The organism is Mycolicibacterium arenosum (genome assembly GCF_024320865.1).
Taxonomy (GTDB): Bacteria; Actinomycetota; Actinomycetes; order Mycobacteriales; family Mycobacteriaceae; genus Mycobacterium; species Mycobacterium arenosum.
In genome coordinates this window covers 105,525-129,377 of sequence record NZ_JANDBD010000001.1, presented here as the reverse complement: position 1 = coordinate 129,377, position 23,853 = coordinate 105,525, and the positions used below count along the sequence as shown (strand labels likewise).

The window sequence follows — 23,853 nt, the reverse complement described above, 5'->3', positions numbered from 1 at the left end:
TCGCGACTCGGCCCGCCAATCACCGTTGGCGGGCCGAGATGCGAGCTACCCATCAGGCTGGCAGGCAGACCGTCTTCATCAGCTTGTCGGCGATGGTCTGTCGCTTGGCATCCCACAGCGGGAACAGGTACCCGATGTAGCAGATCGCCGCGTCGATCACGTGGGCGAACTGACGCACGACTGACATTCCGAAACCGATCGGCTGGCCGGATGCCTCGCCGACCACCTTGAACTTCATGATGCCCTTGCCGATGCTCTGGCCGGTCGTACCCTGCTTGTAGCCGTAATTCCAGATGACGTACGCAAACGACAGAGCCGAAAGCCCGAGCAGCGACACGTAACTGAGCCCGCCGGGAGTACAGACCTCAGCGCTGTAGTACTCGTCGAGTCCGGAGGTGCCGAAAGTCTCGTCGTAGGAACTGCAATCGGTGAACGCGAAGAACAGCCCGTAGCCGATACCGGTGAGGATCAACACCGGCACGTAGTCGATGAGCCAGGCGAGCACGCGGGTCAGCCACGGGGTGTACGCGTCCGTCGGAAGGGCACCGACGGACCCTCCGGGAGGAGGCGGTGCGTAGCCGCCCTGCGGAGGCGGCGGAGGCGGGTACGCGCCACCCGGCGGGGGCGGCGGAGGTTGGTTGTAGCCACCGCCGGGAGGGGGGCCGTACCCACCTGGTGGGGGCGGTGGTGGCGGCGGGCCGCCCGGCGGGGGCGGTGGCGGAGGTGTGGTCACGGAAACTCCCCTTTTCGTGGTTGGACGGGTAGATCTTTGCCTACAAGATCAACGTTCGGGTGATTTATGGCGTAAGCGGCGCGATTTGTCCGCCGGTCAGGGTGCGGTACGAGTAGATGAGGTACAGCCCCGCGACGGGGCCCGCGACGAGCAGTCCGATCAGGCACAGGAACGCCCCGACGGTCGTGATCACCGCGACGATCAGGTATGTAAGCAGCACCTGTACGACGTTGTTCTTGACGATCTCGAAACTCGACTTGATCCCGTCGATCGCGGCGACGTTGCGCTCAACGAGGATGACCACGGCGAAGATGGTGAAGAACGCGACAACATACGATCCGACGATCACCAGGCTGCCGACCGCGGACGCGACGCCGATGATCAGGCTCGCGATGATGACGTTGACGAGGTTGCGCGGCGCGAAGAACGTGCCGATCGCCACCGGCTTTCCGTCTGCGATGTCCAGAAGACCGCCCAGATAAGCGGATTGGAACGCCCCGGCCAGCACCGCGATCACGATGAGGCCGAGGAAGAACACCACCATGCTGAGAAAGCCGAAGCTCGCAGCGAAGTAGCCGGCGTCCGAGTAGTAGTCCGGCGCCACCAACACGGCGAGGCCGAAGACCAGCGCGAAGACGATGCCGATGATCACGCCGTACGCCAGGGTGGGGACGATGAGCACGACGGCGTTCTTGCTGAACTTGTTCCACGACCAGCCGAACGCCTCGCCGATGTTCACCTCGGCCTTGGTCGGGTAGCCCGGCGGCTGCGGTGCACCGGGGTAACCGCCCTGCTGCTGCGGTGGCGGATAACCGGCCGGTGGCGGTGGCGGGTAGCCACCCGGCTGCTGCGGCGGCGGTCCGTAGCCGGGCGGCTGTTGCGGAGGCCCGTATCCCCCGGGCTGCTGTGGCGGCGGATAACCGCCGGGGGGCGGGGGCGGGGGCGGGTAGCCGCCGGGCGGCGGAGGTGGATAGGTCATGACGAACTCCCGTTCGGTGGTCGGCGCGGTGGGTCTCGATGGTTCAGTAGTTTGAGTAGTCGTAGGAGGTTTCGTTGATGGCCCAGACGATGAACACGAAGTAGAGGATCACGCCGACGATCATCAACGCCGTCACAACGCCGCCGACTATGACGCCCGCCAGGGCCATCCCGCGTCCCTCCTCACCGGTCTTCTTGATCTGCCCGAGCGCGATGACGCCGAGAATGACACCGACAACCGAACTCAAAGCGCACGTCACCAGACCCGCGACCGAGCAGATCAGCGACGCGAGCGCCATTCCGTTCGTCCGGTTCTGCGGCGGCGGGTACATACCCGGCGTCGGGTAGGGGGCAGGCGGCGGATAGCCGCCAGCCGGCGGGTAGCCGAGCGGCTGATCATCGGGGTTCCAGCCGTAGGGTGGCGGATAGGTCACGGCGATTTCCTTGGGTCGGTCGGCTGGGTTGACATCTCTTGCCTCACAACGTCTTCCATGATGCGTGGGCCCTGGCTAGACGTAGAGCGCGGTGAATGGCGGCAGCGGGATGTTCCGGATGACGAACCACGTCCCCACCAGAGCGAGGGCGATGGCGGCGGACCATCGGTAATGCTGCCAGCTGGTGATCCTGCGGCCCACGATTCGCCCGTAGGTCCACGCTGCGAAGGCCCACACCAGAAGCGCGACGGCGACCATGCCGAGCGCGTTGTACCTCGCCGCGTCACCGATATCACCGTGGAGCAGCGAGTACAGCATGCGCAGGCTGCCACAGCCGGGGCAGTCGATGCCGAGCAGAACTTTGGTGGGGCACACCGGAAGTGGGCCACCGGGCGTGGTCGGATCCCCCATCCACACGGCCCCGCACACCAGCCCGGCCGCGAGGGCCACGCCGAGTGGAGGACCTAGTTGAGTGAGCACCCATGGCTGTCGCGTGTCCTGCACTGGGTCGCGTCAGTACGACGACATCGAACCGACGCCGAGGATGAACACGAAGATGACGTACAGCACGATCACCACCGCGCCCGCGATCGCACCCCAGAGCGCGAACTTCTTCGCGTCATCCGCCGCCTTCTGCGCCTCGGCGTAGCGACCCGATCCCCACAATCCGCTCACCTGGGTCGATTTGATGATCGACACGATGCCGAGCGGAAGGCAGCACAACAAGGTACAGAGAATGGCCCACACCAGATTGTTGTCGGGCTGCGCGCCACCGGGGAAGGGTCCACCGGGGGGCGGGAAGGCACCGGGAGGCGGCGGCGGGGGGTAGTTCCCCGGCGGGGGAGGTGGCATGTCGGTCATGGACGCCTTCCAAGATCACATTAGCTGGAATCAAGCGGTGTAACCCTATCTCAGAACTGGCAGCATCTGACGTCCATAACCCGAACTTCATCTACCACGGACACCGCCGGTCCGCGGGCAATTCTTGCCCATGCTAACGACTTTCGGGACGAACGTACCCGTTGCGTAAGTCGACTTACACCGGCGCTACCGGCGTGAATTCCCGTCCGAGAGGAAGCCCAGTAGATCGTGGCGGGTGAGAACGCCGACGGGTTTGCCTTCCTCGACGACCATGACGGCGTCGCTTTCGCGCAGCGCCTTGGCCGCGGTGCTGACGAGTTCGCCCGCTCCGATGAGCGGCAGCGGCGGGCTCATATGCTGCGAGACCGCGTCAGCGAGCTTTGCTCTGCCCTCGAAAACGGCTGACAGCAACTCGCGTTCGGACACGCTTCCCGCGACCTCGCCCGCCATCACGGGCGGCTCGGCACCCACCACCGGCATCTGCGATACGCCGTACTCGCGAAGGATGCCCACCGCATCGCGCACCGTCTCCGACGGGTGGGTGTGGACGAGGTCGGGCAGGGCCCCGGACTTACCGCGCAGCACGTGGCCGACCGTCGCCTCGACGGCCGAGCCGTCGAGCCTGGTGCGCAGGAAGCCGTAGGAGGACATCCACGCGTCGTTGAAAACCTTTGAGAGGTAACCCCGTCCACCGTCGGGCAGCAGCACGACGACGACCGCGTCGGGGCCGGCGCGCTCGGCGACCTTGATCGCGCCGACGGCCGCCATCCCGCAGGAACCGCCGACCAGCAGCGCCTCCTCGCGTGCCAGCCTGCGCGTCATCTCGAACGAGTCGGCGTCGGACACGGCGATGATCTCGTCGGCGATCTCGGGGTCGTACGCCGACGGCCAGAAGTCCTCCCCGACACCCTCGACGAGGTAGGGCCGTCCGGTCCCACCCGAGTACACCGACCCTTCGGGGTCGACGCCGATGACCTGAACCCGTCCGTCCGACACCTCCTTGAGGTAGCGGCCGGTGCCGGTGATGGTTCCGCCCGTGCCGACGCCCGCCACGAAATGCGTGACCCTGCCGTCGGTGTCGGCCCAGATCTCCGGGCCGGTGGTTTCGTAGTGCGACTCGGGTCCCATCGGGTTCGAGTACTGGTCGGGCTTCCACCCCCCGTCGATCTCCTCGACGAGCCGGTTGGACACGCTGTAGTAGCTGTCCGGATCGTCGGGCGCTACCGCCGTCGGGCACACGACGACCTCAGCGCCGTAGGCCCGCAACACGTTCCGCTTGTCCTCGCTGACCTTGTCGGGGCAGACGAAGATGCACTTGTATCCGCGCTGCTGCGCGACCAGCGCGAGGCCCACGCCGGTGTTGCCCGACGTCGGTTCGATGATCGTGCCGCCCGGCTTCAGTTCGCCGCTGGCCTCCGCGGCGTCGATCATCTTGATGGCGATGCGGTCCTTGCTGCTGCCGCCCGGATTGAGGTACTCGATCTTGGCGGCGACGACGCCCGAACCCTCGGGCACAACGGAGTTGAGCCGTACCAGAGGTGTGTTGCCGATGAGCTCACTGACGTGCCCTGCGATGCGCATGGTCACATCGTGTCAGGCGACGAGAATCCGATCCATCCAGGGCATCGCTACCAGGTGGCTTCGCGGATGTACTCGCCGATCTGGCGCAGCGACCGCTCCGCCTCCTTGACCGCCGGGGAGGCCAGCTGGAACACGTGCATCTGGCCGGGCCAGATGCGGATCTCGACGGGGATGCCCGCCGCGGCCAGCATGTGCGAGGCCTTTCGCGCATCGTTGAGCAGAACCTCCGAGCCGGAGACGTGGATCAACGTTCGCGGAAGGCCGGGTTCGATGTGGTCGAGCGGTTCGTAGACCTCTTCGCCGCGCCGTGCGGCGGCGTGCTCGACCAGTTCCACCAGCGCGTCGAACGCCTTGGGCGGGAACATCGCATCCGAGCGCATGTTCGGGTGCTGGGCGCGGCCGTCGTTGTCGATCTCGAAGAGCGGCGACATGGTGACCACTGCGGCGGGCAGTTCGCCGTCGGCGTGGATGCGCTCAGCCAGCGCGAGCGACAGATAACCGCCCGCGGAATCGCCCGCGAGCACGATCTGCTCGGGCTCGTAACCGGTCAGGCGCAGCCACTGGTAGGCGTCGTAGCAGTCGTCGATCGCCTGGCCGATCGAGTGCTTGGGGATCATCCGGTAGTTGACCACCAGGGCGGGGCTGTCCGCGAACTTCGAGAGCGCGGTGACGAGCCTGCCGTGTGAATTGACTCCGCACGTCAGGAACGCCCCGCCGTGCAGATAGAGGATGACGCTGCGCTTGCCGTCCGCGGGCAGTACGCCGGCGGCGCGCACCAGTTGCGCCGTGCAGTTGGGCAGCGAGATCGTGGCTCGGACGGTGCCCGGCGCCGGCCGCAGAACCCGGCACGCGAGGTCGACGACGCCCCACGGCCACGGCAGCTTGGGGGCACGACTACCGATGTTAAGAGTCGGCTTTATGGTAAGCGCGGCCGCCAGGGCAAACACTCGGCCTGCGATGCTCGCGCCGTCCTCAACGACCTCGACCGGTGCCCCGTCGCTGACCGGGAATCGACGCGACTTATGCGTCCTACCTCGGCCGATACCGATGGCCGGGGGCCTGGATACCTTGCTGGGTGCCGTCATCGCCACCACTTCCTACGCCGCTGGAAAGCTCTGTAGTGCCCTGTCAGCCGGTCACTCAGCCAACCTGGGTAACTTAGCTTGACACGCTACGAAATGTCCAACAATCAAGGAACCCGATTTCGTACCGAACTTGATACCGCACTGTGACCGCCACGGGCCGGTCGCCACGCGGACAGTCGCGGAACTTTCCCTAAACTGGTCGCCGTGGGCAATCGTGCACCGCACCGGACCGCCATCGCCGTGGCCGCCGCCGCGGCCACTGTCTCGTTGACGGGCTCCGCAGCACTCGGGGCCCGGAATCTGCTGAACGGCCAGGCCGACCAGGCCCGCCAGATCATCCCCAAGTCCTGGGACGTTCCGCCCCGCGCCGACGGCGTCTACTCCCCCGCGGGCGGTGAGTTCGAGAAGTGGCATCGCGGGGTCCCGTTCGACCTGCACCTGATGATCTTCGGAGATTCGACGGCCACCGGGTACGGCTGCGTCGTCGCCGACGAGGTGCCCGGTGTGCTGCTGGCCCGCGGCCTGGCCAGGATGTCGGGCCAGCGCGTTCGGCTGAGCACCAAGGCCATCGTCGGGGCCACGTCGAAGGGTCTATCCGGCCAGATCGACGCCATGTTCGTGGCGGGCACACCTCCGCACGCCGCGGTGATCATGATCGGCGCCAACGACATCACCAAGCCCAACGGCATCGGCCCGTCGGCCCGTCGCGTCGGTGCCGCGGTCGAGCGTCTGAAGAGGGCGGGCGCCGAGGTGGTGGTCGGCACGTGCCCCGATTTCGGTGTCATCACCGCGATTCCGCAGCCCCTGCGCTGGGTGGCCCGCAGTCAGGGCCTGCGGCTGGCGCGCGCCCAGGCCGCGGCGATCCGGGCGGCGGGGGGCGTGCCGGTGCCGTTCTCCGACCTGCTGGCGCCGGAGTTCTACCGGGCTCCGGAGCTGTTGTTCTCCCCGGACATGTTCCACCCGTCGGCGGCCGGATACGCGTTGGCGGCCAACCAGCTGCTGCCCGCGCTGTGCCGACAGCTGGGTGTGCCCACCGACGCGGTCGCACCTCAGTCGATGCCGTCCCGCACACTCGACGCGGGCGCGCTGCTCGGCCGCGTCGGGAACATCAGCCGGCTGTGGAAGCGCTCCACCGGGGTGCCCGCACCCATCGTCGTGACCGCCAGCTAGCTTCTCTTCAGCGTTTTGATATCAGTCGACAGCCAGGAGACCGCCATGCCCGAAGCCGTCATCGTCGCCACCGCCCGCTCCCCGATCGGCCGCGCCGTCAAGGGATCGCTGGCCACCATGCGTCCCGACGACCTGGCCGCCCAGATGGTGCGCGCCGCGCTCGACAAGGTGCCGTCGCTGGACCCGAAGGACATCGACGACCTGATGATGGGCTGCGCTCAGCCCGCAGGCGAGGCGGGGTACAACATCGCCCGCGCCGTGGCCGTCGAACTCGGCTACGACTTCCTGCCGGGCACGACGGTCAACCGCTACTGCTCGTCGTCGCTGCAGACCACCCGGATGGCGTTCCACGCGATCAAGGCCGGCGAGGGTGACGTGTTCATCTCGGCGGGCGTGGAGACGGTGTCCCGCTTCGGCGTCGGTGCGGCCGACGGTGCGCCCAACTCGAAGAACTCGGTGTTCGACGAGGCGCAGGCGCGCACCGCCAAGCAGGCCGAGGGTGGCGAACAGTGGCACGACCCGCGCGAGGACGGCAACATCCCGGACGTCTACATCGCGATGGGTCAGACCGCGGAGAACGTCGCCCAGTTCACCGGCATCAGCCGCGAGGATCAGGACCACTGGGGTGTGCGCTCGCAGAACCGCGCCGAGGACGCCATCAAGAGCGGCTTCTTCGAGCGTGAGATCTCGCCGGTGACGCTGCCCGACGGCACCACCGTCACCACTGACGACGGCCCGCGTGCCGGCACCACCTACGAGAAGATCAGCCAGCTGAACCCGGTGTTCCGGCCGAACGGCACGATCACGGCGGGCAACGCGTGTCCGCTGAACGACGGTGCCGCTGCCGTCGTCATCATGAGCGACACCAAGGCGAAGGAACTCGGTCTCACACCCCTGGCCCGCATCGTGTCCACGGGCGTGTCCGGCCTGTCGCCGGAGATCATGGGCCTCGGCCCGATCGAGGCCATCAAGAAGGCACTTGCCAAGGCGGGCAAGCAGATCGGTGACATCGACCTGGTCGAGATCAACGAGGCGTTCGCCGTCCAGGTGCTCGGCTCTGCGCGCGAGCTCGGCATCGACGAGGACAGGCTGAACGTCTCCGGCGGCGCGATCGCCCTCGGACACCCCTTCGGCATGACCGGCGCCCGCATCACCGCGACGCTGCTGAACAACCTTGCGACGCACGACAAGACGTTCGGCATCGAGTCGATGTGCGTCGGCGGCGGCCAGGGCATGGCGATGGTCGTGGAGCGTCTCTCCTGAGGCCCCGGTGACCACGCTCGGCACACCGCTGTCACCGCATGCCACCAGGGTGATGCTGCTGGGCTCGGGTGAGCTGGGCCGCGAGGTACTGATCGCCCTGCAGCGCCTCGGCGTCGAGACGATCGCCGTCGACCGTTACGACAACGCGCCGGGCCATCAGGTCGCCCATCGCGCACACACCGTCTCGATGACGGACCCCGAACAGCTCCGGGCGCTCGTCGAGGCCGAGAAGCCCGATCTCGTCGTGCCCGAGATCGAGGCGATCGCCACACCGGTCCTCGAGGCACTGGAGAGCGAGGGCGTGGTCCGAGTCATCCCGACCGCGCGGGCGGCGCGCCTGACCATGGATCGCGAGGGCATCCGCCGGCTCGCCGCCGAAACCCTGGGACTGCCCACCAGTCCGTATCGGTTCTGCGATTCGCTCGACGAGTTACGGACCGCCGCGGGCGAGGTCGGCTACCCGTGTGTCGTCAAGCCGGTGATGAGCAGTTCGGGCAAGGGCCAGAGCAAGATCGACGGTCCCGACGGCGTCGTCGCCGCCTGGGACTACGCGATGTCCGGCAGCCGGGTCGCAGGTGCCCGCATCATCGTCGAGGGATTCGTCGATTTCGACTACGAGATCACGCTTCTGACGGTCCGGGCCCGCGGCGCCGGCGATGAGATCGCCACCCACTTCTGCGAACCGATCGGACACAGGCAGGTCAGCGGGGACTACGTCGAGAGCTGGCAACCCCATCCGATGCCCGCCGTCGCCCTGGACCGCGCACAGCAGATCGCGCGTGCCGTGACCGGGGACCTCGGTGGGCAGGGCATCTTCGGTGTCGAACTGTTCGTCAAGGGCGACCAGGTGTGGTTCAGCGAGGTCAGTCCGCGCCCGCACGACACCGGCATGGTCACGATGGCGACGCAGTGGCAGAACGAGTTCGAACTGCACGCGCGGGCCATCCTCGGCCTCCCCGTCGACACGACGCTGAAGTCGCCGGGGGCGAGTGCGGTGATCTACGGCGGGGTCGACGCCGAGGGCGTCGTCTTCGACGGGGTGGACGCGGCACTGCGGGTGCCGCACAGCGACATTCGGTTGTTCGGCAAGCCGGAGAGCTTCGTCAGCCGCCGGATGGGGGTGGCCCTCGCCCACGCCGACGATGTCGACACAGCGCGCCGCAACGCCACCGAGGCGGCGAGCAGAGTGACGCCGCGCGCGGTCTGACCCGAGAAACGACAAGGGCGCCCACCACCGGTGGGCGCCCTCGTCGTTGTCGAACTAGTCGCTGTTGAAGTAGCTGAGCAGTCGCAGGATCTCGACGTACAGCCACACGAGCGTGACCGTCAGGCCGAGGGCGATGCCCCACGCCGCCTTCGCCGGGGCGCCAGCGCGGATCAACTGGTCGGCCGAGTCGAAGTCGATCAGGAACATGAAGGCCGCCAAGGCGATGCAGACGAGCGAGAAGATGATCGCCAGCGGTCCACCGCTGCGCAGTCCGAAGCCTTCGCCGCCACCGACGCCGAAGATCGCGAGCACGAAGTTCAGCAGTGCGATGGCCAGGACGCCGAACATCGCCGCGACGAGCATGCGGGTGAACTTCGGCGTGACGCGGATGGCGCCGGTCTTGTAGACGACGAGCATGCCGAAGAAGACGCCGATGGTCCCGAAGAGCGCCTGCGCGATCATGCCCGGCCCACCGGTGGACACCAGGTTGGCGAACAGGAACGAGGCCGCACCGACGAAGAGGCCTTCAAACGCGGCGTAGCTCAGCACGATGGCCGGATTGTCCTGCTTGCGACCGAACGTCGCGACCAGCACGAGCGCGAGGCCGCCGAGTCCGCCCACGAGCACGAACGGCATCATCAGGCCGTAGTTGGACGACACCAGGAAGTACGAGACGATGCCGACCAGGGTCACCACGGCGAGCGTGATGCCGGTCTTCATCACCACGTCGTCGATGGTCAGCGGTCGGCTGACGCCCGCCTGCTGATCGGGGTACTGCTGCGCCGCGTACGGGTCTGCGTGTACCGCCTGGGTACCGTAGCCGGCGGCTCCGGTACCGAACTGCGCGTATCCGCCCTGCTGCCCTCTGGGCAGGGACCGGAATACCGGGTTGCTGCTCTCGCGCACCGTCGGATCCTCTCCTAATGCATGTGGCCCGCTGATTGCGGACGCACTGTCAACGTGCGGTGACGGGGCTTGGTTCCCGCGCCCTCGCCTGAAACTGTGAGTTTCTTGGGAAAGGTTACCCGGCACGCGCGGCCGCAGGGCGACGATCTACATTGCTTAACCATGGCGTCGGAAAACGAGGACATCCTAGTAAATGTCGAGAACGGCGTCGGACACGTCGTGCTCAACCGGCCGAAGGCCATCAACTCCCTCACCGACGCGATGGTGGCGCGCCTCGCGAACGCCCTCGACGAGTGGGAGCACGACGACTCGGTGCACACCGTGCTGCTCACCGGCGCAGGCGAGCGCGGCCTGTGCGCGGGTGGCGATGTCGTCGCGATCTACCACGACGCGAAGGTCGGCGGCGCCAAGACCCGCGCCTTCTGGCACGACGAGTACGTGCTGAACGCCCACATCGCCAACTATCCGAAGCCCTACGTCGCCGTGATGGACGGCATCGTCATGGGGGGCGGCGTCGGCGTCAGCGCGCACGGCAGCGTCCGCGTCGTCACCGACACCACGAGGTTGGGGATGCCCGAGGTCGGCATCGGCTTCATCCCCGACGTCGGCGGCACCTACCTGCTGGCCCGCACCCCCGGCCTGCTCGGTGTCCACGCCGCGCTAACGGGCGCCCCGTTCAGCGGCGCCGACGCCATCGCGATGGGTTTCGCCGACCACTTCGTCCCGCACGACGCGGTCGCCGCGTTCACCGCCGGGGTGCTCGCCGACGGCGCCGAGTCGGCACTGGCCGCGCACGCCGTCGAGCCGCCGCCGAGTTCCCTGCTGGCACAGCGCGACTGGATCGACGAGTGCTACTCGGGCGACACCGTCGCGGACATCGTCGCGGCGCTGCGCACGCACGACGCCGGCCCGCCCGTCGACGCCGCCGACCTGATCGCGACCCGCTCGCCGATCGCCCTGTCCGTCACGCTCCAAGCGGTCCGCCGCGCCGCCGAACTCGATACGTTGGAAGACGTGCTGCGCGAGGAGTTTCGGACGTCGATCGCGGCGCTGCGCTCCCACGATCTGGTCGAGGGCATCCGGGCGCTGCTCGTCGACAAGGACAAGAACCCGCAGTGGCAGCCGGCCTCGTTGGAGTCGGTCGACGCCGCCGCGGTGGACGCCTACTTCGCGCCCGCCGATCCCGATCTCGTCCTACCCGACTGAGGAGAAGACATGAGCTACGAGACCATCCTGGTGACCACCGAGGGCCGCGTCGGCGTCATCACGCTGAACCGACCGAAGGCCCTCAACGCCCTGAACAGTCAGGTGATGGCCGAAGTCACCACTGCCGCAGCGGACTTCGACGCCGATCCGGGTATCGGCGCGATCGTTCTCACCGGCAGCGCCAAGGCCTTCGCCGCCGGTGCCGACATCAAGGAGATGGCGGACCTGTCGTTCGGCGACGTCTTCGCCGCCGACTTCTTCGCGCAGTGGGGGAAGTTCGCGGCGACCCGCACCCCCACCATCGCCGCCGTCGCGGGATACGCGCTGGGCGGCGGCTGCGAGCTCGCGATGATGTGCGACGTGCTGATCGCCGCCGACACCGCGAAGTTCGGCCAGCCGGAGATCAAGCTGGGCGTCCTGCCCGGCATGGGTGGCTCGCAGCGGCTCACCCGCGCCGTCGGCAAGGCCAAGGCGATGGACCTCATCCTCACCGGCCGCAACATGGACGCCGAGGAGGCGGAGCGCGCGGGCCTGGTGTCGCGCGTCGTGCCCGCCGACACCCTGCTCGACGAGGCGATGGCGGTGGCCGCCACCATCGCGGGCATGTCGCTGTCGGCGGCGCGGATGGCCAAGGAGGCCGTCAACCGGGCGTACGAGTCGACTCTCGCCGAGGGGCTGCTCTACGAGCGCAGGCTGTTCCACTCGGCGTTCGCGACCGACGACCAGACCGAGGGCATGGCCGCCTTCGTCGAGAAGCGCACACCGAACTTCAGCCACCGTTAATATCTGTCGGTGACCGACACCGACATCAAGGCGCCAGAAGAGTCCGAAGACCCTGTGCCTCCTGTGGAATCGGAGCCCGAGGCGCCTGCCAAGCCGGCCTGGTGGTTACGCCATTACACCTTCTTCGGCACCGCGGTCGGTCTGGTCTTCATCTGGCTGTCGCTGACGCCGTCGCTGCTCCCCCGCGGCCCGCTGTTCCAGGGCATCGTCAGCGGGTCGGCGGGTGGTATCGGGTACGCCATCGGCGTGTTCGGCGTGTGGTTGGTGCGCTACCTGCGGTCGAAGGAGACCAGTCCGAGCGCGCCCCGCTGGGCGTGGATCGCCCTCGTCGTGGTCGGCATCATCGGCCAGATCCTGGCCATCGTGTACTTCCACCACTGGCAGGACGACGTCCGCGACTTCATGGGCGTGCCGCGGCTGACGTTCTGGGAGCATCCCCAGACCGCGCTGCTGGCTCTGCTCTTCCTCTTCGTGTTCGTCGAAATCGGCCAGCTGGTAGGCAAACTGGTGCGATTCCTGACCGGTCAGCTCAACCGCGTCGCGCCGCGCAGGGTGTCGGGGGTGGTCGTCGTCGCGCTGCTGCTGGCGCTGTCGATCGCCCTGCTCAACGGTGTCGTGGTGCGCGTCGCGATGGACGTGATGAACAAGTCCTTCGCCTCGGTGAACGACGAACTCGATCCCGACAATCCCGCTCCCACCAGCACCTTGCGCTCCGGCGGCCCCGAGTCGCTGGTCAGCTGGGAGTCCATCGGCCACCAGGGCCGCACGTTCGTCGCGGAGGGCCCGACGATCGACGAACTCCGAGACTTCAACGGCGGCAATCCAGTTGAGCCCATCCGCGCCTACGCCGGCCTGAACTCGGGCGACGACATCAAGGCCACCGCCGCGCTCGCCGCCGCCGAACTCGTCCGCACCGGCGGCCTCGACCGCGAGGTGGTCGCCGTCGCGACCACGACCGGCACCGGCTGGATCAACGCCGCCGAGGCCGCGGCGATCGAGTACATGTACAACGGCGACACCGCGATCGTCTCGATGCAGTACTCGTATCTGCCGAGTTGGCTGTCGTTCCTCGTCGACAAGGAGAACGCGCGGCAGGCCGGGCAGGCCCTGTTCGAGGCGGTCGACGCGCTGATCCGGGCGATGCCGGAGAACGAGCGGCCCAAGCTGGTGGTGTTCGGGGAGAGCCTCGGCTCGTTCGGCGGAGAGACGCCGTTCCTGTCGCTCAACAACCTGATCGCCCGCACCGACGGCGCCCTGTTCTCGGGCCCGACGTTCCAGAACACCATCTGGACCCATCTGACCGAGAACCGCGACCCCGGCTCGCCGATGTGGCTGCCGATCTACGACGAGGGCGAGAACGTCCGGTTCGCCGCCGAACCGCAGAACCTGGGCCGACCTGACGATCCGTGGGGCCAACCGCGTGTGGTGTACCTGCAGCACGCATCGGACCCGATCGCATGGTGGAACCCGGATCTGCTGTTCTCCGAACCGGATTGGCTGAAGGAGCCGCGCGGCTACGACGTGTCGCCGACCATGGAGTGGATTCCCATCGTCACGTTCCTCCAGGTGTCGGCCGACATGGCCGTCGCCGTCGACGTGCCGGACGGGCACGGCCACGTCTACATCCGCGACGTCGCCAACGCGTGGGCGGCGATCCTCCAACCACCGGGATGGACGCCGGAGAAGACTGAAGCGCTGCGCCCGCTGATGCTGCGGGGCTACTCCAGCTAGTTCAGCGCAGCGAGCACGCCCGCCGACTTGAGCGCCTGGTATCCGCCCGCCACGTCGGTGGCGCGGTGCAGTCCGAGGTCGACCAGCGCGGCGGCGGCCAGGCTGGACGTGTAGCCCTCCGAGCACAGAATGATCCATTGGACGTCGTCGCCGGTCGCCTCCGGAATGCGGGCGTCGCTGGTCGGGTCGCAGCGCCACTCGAGGTAGTTGCGCTCGATGACGAGAGCGCGCGCGACGTCGCCCTCGGCGGCACGCAGACCGGCGGGCCGGATGTCGACGAGCACGGCGCCGCGATCCAGCGCTGCGGGCACCTCGGCCGCCTGCATCCGTTCGAAGCGGCCGCGGGCCGCGGCGAGCAGTTCGTCGACGCGGCTCATATCAGTCCCCCTCCGGCTTGTCGGTCAGCTCGGTACGGCTGCGGCGCAGCGTGTTCCGTTCGGTGACCTCGTAGTACGACATCGCGGTGAGCGGCGGCGAGTACGCGTGCACCGACAGAGTCGGGACCACACCCACCGGCTCCCGGCCCGCGACGGTGACGATCTTCTCGCGCGCCCACGTCACATCGTGCACCCAGCCGAGCGGGAACGCGGCCTGATCGCCGGCCACCAGCCTGCGGTGCCGCAGCGCGTCGCCATCCCAGCGGGTCTCGGCGAGCGCACCGGACACCACCGTCAGGGCGCCCAGCGAGCCGGCGTGATCGTGCAGTTCGGTCGACTTGTCGGGCACCCAGCTGATGAGCCAGACGTCGAGTTCGTCGTCGCCGTGCAGGCGGACGAACCAGCGGTCCTCGGTCGGCGGACCGCCCGCGGGCACCAGGTGGTCGTAACGTCCCGAGAGAACGTCGTCCGCGGCGCGATCGGTGGCGTGCAGCAGGTCGGGTAGCCGCAACCGGGTGGGTGCGACGAGGGAAGGGGCGGCAACAGCAAGCGGCATGGCCATGAGGTGGTGAAACTCCAGGTGAGACGGACGGTCGGAGGAAGGGCGTCAGGCCCTACAACACTCCCGACAAAAGGTCCGCTCGATCACGTGGCCGAGTGTTGCATAGATTGGCGGCATGCGCAGCTACCCCTTCGTCGTCGTGCTCGCCGCGGCCGTGACGGGCGCGGCCGCCCTCGCGGGCTGCTCGTCGGAATCCGGCACGCCCGCCGAATCGAGCGGCGCCAGCGCGACCTCCACGACGGCCACCTCGTCTCTCGAGGCGCACACCGCGGCGCCCGGCGCCGTCGAGCGGGCACCGGGCGGCGTGACGACCGCGGTCGGCGCCCCCGCCGAGTCGACCGAGGAGGAGTACTCCCAGGCATGCCAGGCGGCGAAGGCCTGGATGGTCGAGAAGGGCGGCGATCTGAAGAGCCAGTTCGAGCCCTACCTCGAGAGCATCCAGTCGTCGGACGCAGCGGGTCCCGGCACGTTCGGCACCCCGTGGTCGCAGCTGGCCCCCGCCCGCCAGGCTGCGGTGATCGTCGCCGCCGAGGCCGCCGCCAACGAACTCTGCGGCTGACCCCCGAGCGTTTAAATCAGAGGTAGCGAAACGTGGCTGACGCCGCCGACTATCCGCTGACCGAGCCGCAACAGCGGGCCTGGTTGAACTACATGCGGGTGTACCACCGCCTCGAGTACGAGATGAACCGCCAGCTGCAGGCAGACTCCGGGCTGTCGCTGGGCGACTACACCGTCATGAACGCGCTCTCGCAGGCACCGGGTCGCCGCCTGCAGCTGTCGGCACTCGCCAGCACCATCGGCTGGGAACGCAGCCGGCTGTCACACCACCTGATGCGGATGGCTCAGCGCGACCTGGTGGAGCGGGCCGCATCCGCGTCCGACGGGCGCGGCACCGATGCCGTCCTGACCGCAACCGGCTGGACGGCGCTGAAGGTCGCCGCGCCCAAGCACGCCGCCTGGGTGCGGCGAGCCTTCTTCGCCGATCTTGAGGCCCGGCAGGTGACCGCCCTCGCCGACGTGCTGGGCGCCGCCTATCAGACGCTCCTCGGCCAGGGCAGCCTGCCGCCACCCGACTAGACCTGGTTGGCACTCCGGTTAGACCTGGTTGGCACCACCGTCCACGAACAGCTCCGAGCCCGTCATGAAGCTGCTCGCATCGGAGGCGAGGAACAGCACGGCGTTCGCGATCTCCTCCGGCCTGCCGACCCGGCCCATCGCCGTCGAGCCGGCCATCTCGTCGAGCAGCGCCTGCTCCTGGCCCGAGGGCGCCAGTTCCGTCAGCCCCGGTGTCTCGACCGGACCCGGCACGACGGTGTTGACCCGGATACCGCGGTCCGCGAGTTCCGCCGCCCACGTGCGGCCGAGCGACCGGATGGCCGCCTTGGACGCGGCGTAGGCGCCGAACGCGGGTGTCCCGACCGAGGCGGCCGTCGATCCGGCCAGCACGACGGACGCGCCGGGATTCAGCAGCGGCAGCATCTTCTGCACGGTGAAGGTGGTCCCACCGACGTTGCGGTTCAACGTGTCCGCGAGGTGCTCGGGCGTCTCCTCCTCGAGCGTCGCGAACTCGCCGCCTCCCGCGTTCGCGAAGACGACGTCGAGGCCGGAGCCGTGGTCGCGGATCACGTCGGCGAGGTGCTCGAGATCCTTGATGCGCGTGATGTCGCTGGCCACGCCGCGCACCGACCCGCCGATCGTCGCCACCGCCTCGTCGACGCGGGGCTGGCTGCGTCCGGTCAGGAAGACCTGTGCGCCCTCCTCTGCCAGCCGTCGCGCGGTCGCCAGTCCGATCCCCGACGTGCCACCCGTCACCAATGCCGTCTTGCCTGCGAGCTGTGTCATGTCCGTCTCCCGTCTCGTGGTCGTTCAGGAGGCATAACTGCGTGACATGTCACCTTTATTCCGGCGCCCCGCGGGCCGCGTCGTCCCAGATCAACGGGCACGAGCCGCGAAATCAACTAGGCCGGATAACATTTAGACCATCTACGTGTAGTGGTGTGGATCACAAACGTGGTTACACTGTGTCCCTCATCACTTTGCGAGAAGGACGGCACATGCTCGGATCTCAGGACGGTCGCGTGGAGCAGGTTCGCACCGATCTCCCGTCGGCCGCGCACGGATCCATCAGCGGACACAAGGTCCTGATGGGCGTGCTTCTCCTCCTCATCGCGGTCGCCGCGATCAGCGGAGTCGTCTTCGCCCTGTCCACCGGACAGCCCACCGTCGCGTTCGTGATCGGCCTCGTCGCGGTCGCGTTCTTCAGCCGGGTGGGCTGCTAAGCCACCGCCGAGGCTCGCCCGCCGCCGTCCACGCGGCACAATGTCGCCATGCGTGTGGCATTGGCGCTCGGTAGCGGCGGCGCCAGGGGATACGCCCACATCGGGGTCATCAACGAACTCCGCGACCGCGGCCACCAGATCGTCGGCATCGCGGGGTCGTCCATGGGCTCGTTGGTCGGTGGCCTGGAAGCGGCGGGCAAGCTCGACCAGTACAGCGACTGGGCCAGTTCCCTGACCCAGCGGGCCGTGCTGCGACTGCTGGATCCGTCGTTGACCGCCGCAGGTGTGCTCCGGGCCGAGAAGATCCTCGACGCCGTGCGCGAGATCCTCGGCGACGTCACGATCGAGGAACTGCCGATTCCCTACACCTCGGTGAGCACCGATCTCGTCTCGGGAAAGTCGGTCTGGCTGCAGCGCGGACCGGTTGACGAGGCCATCCGCGCATCCATCGCGATCCCCGGTGTGATCAGTCCGCACGAGCTCGACGGCAGGCTGCTCGCCGACGGCGGCATCCTCGACCCCCTCCCGATGGCGCCGATCGCAGCGGTCAACGCCGACATGACGATCGCGGTCAGCCTCAACGGCGACGACCCGCGGTCCGCCGAGCAGGAGGCTCGGACCACCGGTGAGCTGTGGGGCCGGATGTGGCGCAACACGACCGCTCTGCTCGACACCGCGGCGGCCCGGTCACTGCTCGACAGCCCCACCGCGCGGTCGATGCTGAGCCGGTTCAGCAGCCAGGCCGACGAGGAGATCGAATCCGCCGGTCCGATCCCGATTCCGAAGCTCGGCGGTTTCGAGGTGCTCAACCGCACCATCGACATCGCGCAGTCGGCGCTCATGCGTCACACGCTGGCGGCGTACCCGCCGGACCTGCTGATCGAGGTGCCCCGCACGGCGTGCCGCAGCCTCGAGTTTTACCGCGCCGCCGAGGTCATCGAGATCGGTCAGGAGCTCGCAGCGATCGCGCTCGACACCTTCGTCTCAGACCCCTGACGCAGTCAGATCCCGAAGAACCGGGCGACGCGCTGCGCCTCCCGCCTGCCCTGCGCGCGGCCGGCGTGGGCCGACGGAACACGACACGCCGGATCCAGCGGGTTGCGGCCGAACGCGGCCAACGCGGCGTCGTCGGCGTAGAGGGCCAGGACGGCACCGGAGAACGACGCGAGCTCGGCGGCGACGCCGCCACCGAACGGCGACGGGGAGAACTCGCCCTGCGGCACCAGCGCGACGATCGAGGCGCAGTCGGCGGCGGCGACCGTGTTGACCGTGCTGCCGACGCCGCCGTCCATGTACCGCCGCCCGCCGATCGTGACGGGCGGCCACGCCCCCGGTACCGCGCAGCTCGCGGCGACGGCGTCGACGAGCGCCACATCCGACTCGCGGTCGAACACCACCAGCTCACCGCTCGCGATGTCGATCGCCGTCACCCGCAGAACGCGGTCGGGCCAGGTGTGGCTCGGCAGCCGGGCCTCGATGACGGCGCGCCGAACGGGCTCGTCGACCGTGGAAGTGGACAGCGCCACGGCGCCGATGCGTCGCAGCTTCTCCTGCGTCGACGTGTCGGGTGTCCCCATCGCCGCGATGAACAGTTCGGCGATGTCGTCGACGTCGACGCCGGAATCGATTTCGGCCGACGTCTCGGCGGTCTGGCGGGCGAACAACTCGTCGAGCCCCGTGCCGCTGCCGAGTTGTGCGGCCACCGTCGATCCCGCCGACGTTCCGAGCAGCACGTCCGACGCCAGCAGTGCGGCCGCGGCTTCCGGCAGCTCGTCGGCGATGCCGCACACGATGCCCGTCTCCCAGGCGATCCCCGCTAGGCCGCCGCCCGCCAGTACCAGTCCACTCGTCACGGAATCCGAGTGTGCCAAACGGGCCGGCGGCTAGGGTGAGGCCATGGTCGGACGGATCACGATCGCGTCGGCGTTGACGGTGATCGCACTGCTCCAGGGCGGCGCCGTGGCCCACTCGCAGCCGCCCAACGTCGGGGACGCGAAGACCACGGCGACGGAGTACCACGACAGCGGGGCGTACCTCACCGATCTTCAGCTCGCGACCGCGCCCGCGGTCGCGTGGATCGGCGAGCGGGCCCCCGCCGTCGATCGCCCCGCCGTCGTATTCGATATCGACGAGACGGCGCTGTCGAACTGGGAAACGATCCAGGCCAACGACTTCGGGCGGATCATCGACGGCTCGTGCAGCACGCTTCCACAGGGTCCGTGCGGGTGGCGGGAGTGGGATCTGCGGGCGACCTCGACGGTGATCGCACCGACGTTCGACGTCTTCACCACAGCGCGCGACCGCGGCGTCGCGATCTTCTTCATCACCGGTCGCGACGAATCGCAGCGGGCGGCCACCGAGCGCAACCTGGCGGCGGTCGGCTACACGGGTTACACGGCGCTCATCATGGAACCCGTTGACGTTCATTATCCTTCGGCCGCCGACTTCAAGGCTCCACAGCGGGCGAGCATCGCCGCGTCCGGGCACGACATCATCGCCAACATCGGCGATCAACCGTCCGATCTGGCGGGCGGCTTCGCCGAGCGGACGTTCCTGCTGCCCAACCCCTTCTACCGGATCCCCTGAGCAACGGAGTGACCATGGCCGACACCATGCGCGCGCAGCGCTTCTACGCCGACACCAAAACCATTGCGGTGGAGGATGTTCTGATTCCGGAGCCGGGTCCTGGCGAAGTCCTCGTCAAGGTGGCGTTCTGCGGGATCTGCCACTCGGACCTGAGCCTCATCAACGGCACCTTCCCCGCGCAGCTGCCCGTCGTCACCCAGGGCCACGAGGCGTCGGGCACCATCGCGAAGCTGGGCCCCGGCGTGACGGGCTGGGCCGAGGGCGACCGCGTCGTGCTCGCAGCGGGCAAGCCGTGCCTGGCGTGCGTCAACTGTCTGCGCGGGGACATGTCGAACTGTCTACGCATCCGGTTGATGGCCTTCGCCTACGACGGCGGCTGGGCGGAGTACACCGTGGCGCAGCCGTTCGGGCTCACCAGGATTCCCGACAACGTGCCGATGGAGCAGGCCGCGATCCTCGCCGACGCCGTCTCAACGCCGTACGGCGCCATCGTGCACACCGCCGACGTCGGCATCGGCGAGTCGGTCGGAGTGTGGGGCGTCGGCGGTCTCGGCACCCACATGGTGCAGCTCGCCCGTCTCGTCGGGGCGGCACCGATCATCGCCGTCGACATCAAGCCCGCCATCCTCGACCGCGCGCTCGCCGTCGGCGCCGATTACGCCCTCGATGCGCGCGACCCGCAGCTGGCCGCCAAGATCGCCGACGCGACCGGAGGCCGCAATCTGGACGTGGCGTTCGATGCGGTCGGGCTCTCCTCGACGTTCGAGCAGGCGCTCAACAGCCTGACCGTCGGTGGCAGGCTCGTCGGCGTCGGCATGAGCGCCGACGCCCCGTCGATCGGACCGACCTCGATCTTCAACCTGTTCCAGCGAAAGGTGCTGGGGCACCTCGGGTATCAGAACGCGGACATCGGCACGCTGGCGCAGCTGGTGTCGCTGGGCAGGCTCGACCTGTCGCGATCGATCAGCGACATCGTCCCGCTCGAGGACGTCGCGGCGGGTATCGAGAAGCTCGATAAGGCCGATGGCGATCCCATCCGGATCCTGGTGCAGCCGTGAGGCGCGTTGCCCTCTTGACCGGAGCGTCGGGCGGCATCGGCCAGGCGCTGGGCCGCAGGCTCGCCGACGAGGGCTACGACGTCTGCGCGTCCTACAGCAGGCACGACGCCGAGGCCGTCGCGAGCTACGCGCGTGCGCAGGGCGGGCGCGGGATCGCGGTCGCCGCCGACCTGTCCGACGCGTCCGCACCCGCGGCGCTGGTCGCCGCGGCCGAAGCCGAACTCGGACCGGTCGACGTCCTGGTGGCCAACGCCGGCACCGCCGACGTAAAGGGGTGGCGGAAAATCGATCTCGAGTCGTGGAACGCGACGCTCGCCGTGAATCTGACCGCCCCGTTCCTGCTCAGCCAGCAGGTGCTGCCCGGCATGGTGGACCGCAAGTGGGGCCGCATTCTGTTCGTATCGTCGGTCGCGGCGTTCACCGGCGGTGTCGTCGGGGCGCACTACGCGGCGAGCAAGGCGGGGTTGCACGGGCTCATGCACCACCTGGCGCCGCGCGTGGCCGCCGACGGCGTGACCGTCAACTGCCTGGCACCGGCGCTGGTGGGCGAGACGAAGATGTTCCCCGCCGACCTGGACACCGGTACGCCGCCGGTGCCCATCCCCGTCGGCCGGATCGGCAGGCCCGACGAGATGGCCGACATGGCGATCACGATGCTGCGCACCGGCTACCTGACGGACAAGGTCATCACCGTCGACGGAGGACTGCTCCCCCGCTAGCGCAGGTGCGGTGCCGCCTTACCGCTGATCAGCGGTAGATCCAGGTAGGTGGCGATGCCCGGCGGCGCCTCGCACACCGCGGGTACCGAGTTCACGCAGTGCGCAGCGGTCGCGACGATGCCGTTGTTGAGCTCGAGCCCCTCCTCCACGGTCTCCGGCTGGAAGCCCTTGATGACGACAGAGAAGTCCGGATTGCCCCTGGCCTCCATCTCGTAGCGCTCGCCCGCGGGGCCGAACGACCACGGCGGGTCGAGGTTCTCCTGACCCATGAACCAGTTCACGGTGACCCGGACGACGACCTCGTCGCCGACGAGCGCCTCCCAGTGGAACTTCCGGCCCGCCACCTGGCCCGGCTGGATGGCGCCGATGGGCGAGTCGATGGGCGCCGTGGCCACCGAGATCTCCTGTGTGGCACGGATCCTGGGATCGGCGTTGAAACCCATCTTGTCGACGATCATCTTGACCGACTGGATGAAGCCGCCGTCGAGCAGCTTCTGCATGGGGCCGGAGAGCGCCTTCTCCGGCGTGTCCCCGAAACCCATCACGTAGCGCACGACGTCGGGTGCGTCGTAGGTGCGCAGGTCGGAGAACTCCTCGGCGCGAACGAAAGTCACACCCGTCGACATGATCGACATCATCAACGGGAACTTGTCGCTGATGCCGCCCGGCGCGATGCCGGTGCCGTGCAACGTGGCGTTGCCCGCCGCCGCGGCCTCGCGCAGCGGACCGCTCTCCTTCTCGCCCGGATAGAACCAGCCGACGGGGGTGACGACGTTCTTTCCCGACCGCAGCAGCGCGGTGACCTCTTCCGCGTTGGGCATGAGCGGTGAGTAGACGACCGCATCGGCCTCGAGGGCGAGAATTTCCTCGACGCTGTTCGTCGCGAACACCCCGAGCGGTTCGCCGCCGATCAACTCCCCCACGTCCTTGCCGTTCTTGGCCTCGGAATGCACCCAGCAACCGACGAGTTCCAGGTCAGGGTGCTCGAGCACCCCCTTGATGGCCGCGATGCCGACCCCTCCGGTCGCCCACTGCACCACGCGATATGCCATCGATCCCGTCCTCTCGTCACACTGAAACGCGCAAAACTAGAACGTGTTCTACTCCAGATCTACACCACCCCGGCCCTCGGGACTGCACAATTGCCGGTGATGGTGTCGAAACGACTTGAGTTCGGGGTTCTCGGACCGCTCCAGATGAGCGCCGACGGTGCCCCGCTGCCACTGGGCACGCCCAAGCAGCGGGCGGTTCTCGCCATGCTCGTGATGGGACGCAACCGTCCGGTGAGCAGCGATTCGCTCGTCACCGCGGCCTGGGAGCAGTTCCCGCCTCCCGAGCCGAAGGCGAGCCTGCACTCGTACATCTCGAACCTGCGCAAACTGGTCGCCGGTGCCGGGCTGGACCCCAAGGTCGTACTGGCCAGCGCACCGCCGGGCTATCGGTTGTCGATCACCGACGCGGACTGCGACATCGGTCGGTTCATCGCCCGCAAGACCGCCGGGGTGCAAGCCGCCGCCGCCGGCCAGTTCGAACAGGCCAGCAGGCATCTGGACAAGGCGCTCGCGGAGTGGCGCGGTCCCGTCCTGGAGGATCTCCGCGACTTCGAGTTCGTCGACTCACTGTCGACCGCCCTCGTCGAGGACAAGGTCGTCGCGCACACCGCCCGCGCCGAAGCCGAAATCGCCTGCAACCGTGGGCACGGCGTGATCGGCGAGTTGGAGTCGCTGATCGTCGACTACCCCTATCGCGAACCGCTCTGGGCGCAGCTCATCACCGCGTACTACCTGTCGGATCGGCAGTCCGACGCACTCGACGCCTTCCAGCGGCTGAAGAACACGCTCGCCGACGACCTCGGCATCGATCCCGGCCCCAACCTGCGCACGCTGCACGAGAAGATCCTTCGGCAGGAACCGCTGAACGCCAGGAAGGCCGCTCAGACGACCGCGGTCCACAAGAGCAGCAGCATCGACCTGCGCACGGCCGTCGGCACCCAGACCGCGGTGGCGGCGTTGCGCACCGGGTCGGGCCGGAAGTATCCGCTGGTGTCCGTGGCCACCCGGATCGGTCGGTTGCCCGACAACGACCTGGTGCTCGACGACGCCAACGTCAGCAGGCACCACGCGGTGCTCATCGACACCGGAACCAGCTTCGTCATCACCGACATGCGGTCGGCCAACGGCATCGAGGTCAACGGCCAGCGCATCCGCGGAACGTTCACGCTCACCGACGGAGACGTCATCCGCATCTGCGCCTACGAGTTCACCTTCGAGCTCGGCCAGCCACCGCAGCCGTGACGGCGCGGGTTCCGCTGTCGCACTGTCACGGACGCATTAG

Annotated in this window: 27 protein-coding genes; 14 read left to right on the top strand and 13 right to left on the bottom strand. The window is 68.3% G+C overall.

The window, feature by feature from the left end; translation table 11 throughout:
* Positions 1 to 52: 52 nt before the first annotated feature.
* The 7 genes from NM203_RS00655 to NM203_RS00625 form a co-directional block, all read right to left on the bottom strand.
* Complete coding sequence (locus NM203_RS00655) at positions 53 to 733, bottom strand: Rv1078 family RDD domain-containing protein (protein WP_255057657.1); 681 nt, start codon at positions 731 to 733, stop codon at positions 53 to 55.
* Between the two features lie 64 nt (positions 734 to 797).
* Entirely contained in the window at positions 798 to 1,712 is a 915-nt protein-coding gene (locus NM203_RS00650; RefSeq protein ID WP_255057656.1) for a DUF2189 domain-containing protein, read from the bottom strand.
* A gap of 43 nt (positions 1,713 to 1,755) precedes the next feature.
* Positions 1,756 to 2,145 carry a DUF4190 domain-containing protein gene (locus NM203_RS00645; protein WP_255057655.1) on the bottom strand — a complete coding sequence of 130 codons (390 nt, stop codon included), beginning with the start codon at positions 2,143 to 2,145 and terminating at the stop codon, positions 1,756 to 1,758.
* 75 nt (positions 2,146 to 2,220) lie between these two features.
* Complete coding sequence (locus NM203_RS00640; RefSeq protein ID WP_255058264.1) at positions 2,221 to 2,556, bottom strand: DUF2752 domain-containing protein; 336 nt, start codon at positions 2,554 to 2,556, stop codon at positions 2,221 to 2,223.
* 102 nt (positions 2,557 to 2,658) lie between these two features.
* A complete protein-coding gene (locus tag NM203_RS00635) occupies positions 2,659 to 2,997 on the bottom strand; it encodes a CD225/dispanin family protein (protein WP_255058263.1) in 339 nt (112 codons plus the stop codon).
* A gap of 195 nt (positions 2,998 to 3,192) precedes the next feature.
* Entirely contained in the window at positions 3,193 to 4,587 is a 1,395-nt protein-coding gene (locus NM203_RS00630) for a cystathionine beta-synthase (protein ID WP_255057654.1), read from the bottom strand.
* A gap of 47 nt (positions 4,588 to 4,634) precedes the next feature.
* Entirely contained in the window at positions 4,635 to 5,672 is a 1,038-nt protein-coding gene (locus tag NM203_RS00625; RefSeq protein WP_255057653.1) for an alpha/beta hydrolase fold domain-containing protein, read from the bottom strand.
* Between the two features lie 204 nt (positions 5,673 to 5,876).
* On the opposite strand from NM203_RS00625, the gene NM203_RS00620 reads away from it, so the two are divergent.
* The 3 genes from NM203_RS00620 to purT are packed head-to-tail and all read left to right on the top strand — an operon-like array spanning position 5,877 to position 9,312.
* Positions 5,877 to 6,842, top strand: a complete 966-nt coding sequence (locus NM203_RS00620; RefSeq protein WP_255057652.1) for an SGNH/GDSL hydrolase family protein — start codon at positions 5,877 to 5,879, stop codon at positions 6,840 to 6,842.
* Positions 6,843 to 6,887: 45 nt separating this feature from the next.
* Entirely contained in the window at positions 6,888 to 8,105 is a 1,218-nt protein-coding gene (locus NM203_RS00615) for an acetyl-CoA C-acetyltransferase (RefSeq protein WP_255057651.1), read from the top strand.
* Between the two features lie 7 nt (positions 8,106 to 8,112).
* Positions 8,113 to 9,312, top strand: a complete 1,200-nt coding sequence (purT, locus tag NM203_RS00610) for a formate-dependent phosphoribosylglycinamide formyltransferase (protein WP_255057650.1) — start codon at positions 8,113 to 8,115, stop codon at positions 9,310 to 9,312.
* A gap of 54 nt (positions 9,313 to 9,366) precedes the next feature.
* Here the strand turns inward: purT and NM203_RS00605 are convergent, their stop codons facing one another.
* Positions 9,367 to 10,218 (bottom strand): Bax inhibitor-1/YccA family protein, encoded by an 852-nt coding sequence (locus tag NM203_RS00605; RefSeq protein WP_255057649.1) that lies wholly within the window; start codon positions 10,216 to 10,218, stop codon positions 9,367 to 9,369.
* A 162-nt stretch (positions 10,219 to 10,380) separates the two neighbouring features.
* On the opposite strand from NM203_RS00605, the gene NM203_RS00600 reads away from it, so the two are divergent.
* The 3 genes from NM203_RS00600 to NM203_RS00590 are packed head-to-tail and all read left to right on the top strand — an operon-like array spanning position 10,381 to position 13,938.
* Positions 10,381 to 11,424 (top strand): enoyl-CoA hydratase/isomerase family protein, encoded by a 1,044-nt coding sequence (locus NM203_RS00600; RefSeq protein ID WP_255057648.1) that lies wholly within the window; start codon positions 10,381 to 10,383, stop codon positions 11,422 to 11,424.
* A gap of 9 nt (positions 11,425 to 11,433) precedes the next feature.
* Positions 11,434 to 12,207 (top strand): enoyl-CoA hydratase, encoded by a 774-nt coding sequence (locus tag NM203_RS00595; protein WP_255057647.1) that lies wholly within the window; start codon positions 11,434 to 11,436, stop codon positions 12,205 to 12,207.
* A gap of 54 nt (positions 12,208 to 12,261) precedes the next feature.
* A complete protein-coding gene (locus tag NM203_RS00590; RefSeq protein WP_255058262.1) occupies positions 12,262 to 13,938 on the top strand; it encodes an alpha/beta hydrolase in 1,677 nt (558 codons plus the stop codon).
* Here NM203_RS00590 and NM203_RS00585 read toward each other — a convergent pair.
* On the bottom strand, positions 13,935 to 14,315 hold the full coding sequence (locus NM203_RS00585; RefSeq protein ID WP_255057646.1) for a rhodanese-like domain-containing protein: 381 nt from the start codon (positions 14,313 to 14,315) through the stop codon (positions 13,935 to 13,937). The genes NM203_RS00590 and NM203_RS00585 overlap by 4 nt on opposite strands.
* Before the next feature lies 1 nt (position 14,316).
* Complete coding sequence (locus NM203_RS00580; RefSeq protein ID WP_255057645.1) at positions 14,317 to 14,877, bottom strand: cupin domain-containing protein; 561 nt, start codon at positions 14,875 to 14,877, stop codon at positions 14,317 to 14,319.
* Positions 14,878 to 14,992: 115 nt separating this feature from the next.
* On the opposite strand from NM203_RS00580, the gene lpqV reads away from it, so the two are divergent.
* Both lpqV and NM203_RS00570 read left to right on the top strand, forming a co-directional pair.
* Entirely contained in the window at positions 14,993 to 15,436 is a 444-nt protein-coding gene (gene lpqV, locus NM203_RS00575; protein WP_255057644.1) for a lipoprotein LpqV, read from the top strand.
* A gap of 32 nt (positions 15,437 to 15,468) precedes the next feature.
* Complete coding sequence (locus tag NM203_RS00570; RefSeq protein ID WP_255057643.1) at positions 15,469 to 15,954, top strand: MarR family winged helix-turn-helix transcriptional regulator; 486 nt, start codon at positions 15,469 to 15,471, stop codon at positions 15,952 to 15,954.
* Positions 15,955 to 15,972: 18 nt separating this feature from the next.
* Here NM203_RS00570 and NM203_RS00565 read toward each other — a convergent pair whose 3' ends face one another.
* Positions 15,973 to 16,719: an SDR family oxidoreductase gene (locus tag NM203_RS00565; RefSeq protein WP_255057642.1), complete on the bottom strand. Its 747-nt coding sequence runs from the start codon at positions 16,717 to 16,719 to the stop codon at positions 15,973 to 15,975.
* Between the two features lie 212 nt (positions 16,720 to 16,931).
* Here NM203_RS00565 and NM203_RS00560 point away from each other — a divergent pair, with 212 nt between their 5' ends.
* Entirely contained in the window at positions 16,932 to 17,156 is a 225-nt protein-coding gene (locus tag NM203_RS00560; RefSeq protein WP_255057641.1) for a hypothetical protein, read from the top strand.
* A gap of 48 nt (positions 17,157 to 17,204) precedes the next feature.
* Positions 17,205 to 18,152: a patatin-like phospholipase family protein gene (locus NM203_RS00555; protein ID WP_255057640.1), complete on the top strand. Its 948-nt coding sequence runs from the start codon at positions 17,205 to 17,207 to the stop codon at positions 18,150 to 18,152.
* A gap of 5 nt (positions 18,153 to 18,157) precedes the next feature.
* Here the strand turns inward: NM203_RS00555 and NM203_RS00550 are convergent, their stop codons facing one another.
* Positions 18,158 to 19,009: a patatin-like phospholipase family protein gene (locus tag NM203_RS00550; RefSeq protein WP_255057639.1), complete on the bottom strand. Its 852-nt coding sequence runs from the start codon at positions 19,007 to 19,009 to the stop codon at positions 18,158 to 18,160.
* A gap of 43 nt (positions 19,010 to 19,052) precedes the next feature.
* On the opposite strand from NM203_RS00550, the gene NM203_RS00545 reads away from it, so the two are divergent.
* From NM203_RS00545 to NM203_RS00535, 3 genes are read left to right on the top strand one after another with little or no spacing between them, the layout of a single operon-like run.
* The gene (locus tag NM203_RS00545; RefSeq protein ID WP_255057638.1) at positions 19,053 to 19,742 is read left to right on the top strand and encodes an HAD family acid phosphatase; all 690 of its coding nucleotides are present in this window, start codon (positions 19,053 to 19,055) and stop codon (positions 19,740 to 19,742) included.
* Positions 19,743 to 19,756: 14 nt separating this feature from the next.
* The gene (locus NM203_RS00540; RefSeq protein ID WP_255057637.1) at positions 19,757 to 20,800 is read left to right on the top strand and encodes a zinc-binding dehydrogenase; all 1,044 of its coding nucleotides are present in this window, start codon (positions 19,757 to 19,759) and stop codon (positions 20,798 to 20,800) included.
* The gene (locus NM203_RS00535; RefSeq protein ID WP_255057636.1) at positions 20,797 to 21,519 is read left to right on the top strand and encodes an SDR family NAD(P)-dependent oxidoreductase; all 723 of its coding nucleotides are present in this window, start codon (positions 20,797 to 20,799) and stop codon (positions 21,517 to 21,519) included. Before NM203_RS00540 ends, NM203_RS00535 begins: the two co-directional genes overlap by 4 nt.
* Here the strand turns inward: NM203_RS00535 and NM203_RS00530 are convergent.
* Positions 21,516 to 22,571: an NAD(P)H-dependent amine dehydrogenase family protein gene (locus NM203_RS00530; protein ID WP_255057635.1), complete on the bottom strand. Its 1,056-nt coding sequence runs from the start codon at positions 22,569 to 22,571 to the stop codon at positions 21,516 to 21,518. The two genes, NM203_RS00535 and NM203_RS00530, sit on opposite strands and share 4 nt — an antisense overlap.
* 99 nt (positions 22,572 to 22,670) lie before the next feature.
* Between NM203_RS00530 and NM203_RS00525 the strand changes: the two genes are divergently transcribed.
* Entirely contained in the window at positions 22,671 to 23,813 is a 1,143-nt protein-coding gene (locus tag NM203_RS00525; protein WP_255057634.1) for a BTAD domain-containing putative transcriptional regulator, read from the top strand.
* Positions 23,814 to 23,853: the final 40 nt, after the last annotated feature.

Bases quoted from the DNA above. Each gene is read 5' to 3' on its own strand.
- NM203_RS00650 (WP_255057656.1), bottom strand. From the start codon at position 1,712: ATGACCTATCCACCTCCGCCGCCCGGCGGCTACCCGCCCCCGCCCCCG.
- NM203_RS00640 (WP_255058264.1), bottom strand. From the start codon at position 2,556: ATGGGGGATCCGACCACGCCCGGTGGCCCACTTCCGGTGTGCCCCACC.
- NM203_RS00635 (WP_255058263.1), bottom strand. From the start codon at position 2,997: ATGCCACCTCCCCCGCCGGGGAACTACCCCCCGCCGCCGCCTCCCGGT.
- NM203_RS00630 (WP_255057654.1), bottom strand. From the start codon at position 4,587: ATGCGCATCGCAGGGCACGTCAGTGAGCTCATCGGCAACACACCTCTG.
- NM203_RS00625 (WP_255057653.1), bottom strand. From the start codon at position 5,672: ATGACGGCACCCAGCAAGGTATCCAGGCCCCCGGCCATCGGTATCGGC.
- NM203_RS00615 (WP_255057651.1), top strand. From the start codon at position 6,888: ATGCCCGAAGCCGTCATCGTCGCCACCGCCCGCTCCCCGATCGGCCGC.
- NM203_RS00600 (WP_255057648.1), top strand. From the start codon at position 10,381: ATGGCGTCGGAAAACGAGGACATCCTAGTAAATGTCGAGAACGGCGTC.
- NM203_RS00595 (WP_255057647.1), top strand. From the start codon at position 11,434: ATGAGCTACGAGACCATCCTGGTGACCACCGAGGGCCGCGTCGGCGTC.
- NM203_RS00585 (WP_255057646.1), bottom strand. From the start codon at position 14,315: ATGAGCCGCGTCGACGAACTGCTCGCCGCGGCCCGCGGCCGCTTCGAA.
- NM203_RS00580 (WP_255057645.1), bottom strand. From the start codon at position 14,877: ATGGCCATGCCGCTTGCTGTTGCCGCCCCTTCCCTCGTCGCACCCACC.
- lpqV (WP_255057644.1), top strand. From the start codon at position 14,993: ATGCGCAGCTACCCCTTCGTCGTCGTGCTCGCCGCGGCCGTGACGGGC.
- NM203_RS00565 (WP_255057642.1), bottom strand. From the start codon at position 16,719: ATGACACAGCTCGCAGGCAAGACGGCATTGGTGACGGGTGGCACGTCG.
- NM203_RS00560 (WP_255057641.1), top strand. From the start codon at position 16,932: ATGCTCGGATCTCAGGACGGTCGCGTGGAGCAGGTTCGCACCGATCTC.
- NM203_RS00555 (WP_255057640.1), top strand. From the start codon at position 17,205: ATGCGTGTGGCATTGGCGCTCGGTAGCGGCGGCGCCAGGGGATACGCC.
- NM203_RS00545 (WP_255057638.1), top strand. From the start codon at position 19,053: ATGGTCGGACGGATCACGATCGCGTCGGCGTTGACGGTGATCGCACTG.
- NM203_RS00540 (WP_255057637.1), top strand. From the start codon at position 19,757: ATGGCCGACACCATGCGCGCGCAGCGCTTCTACGCCGACACCAAAACC.
- NM203_RS00530 (WP_255057635.1), bottom strand. From the start codon at position 22,571: ATGGCATATCGCGTGGTGCAGTGGGCGACCGGAGGGGTCGGCATCGCG.
- NM203_RS00525 (WP_255057634.1), top strand. From the start codon at position 22,671: ATGGTGTCGAAACGACTTGAGTTCGGGGTTCTCGGACCGCTCCAGATG.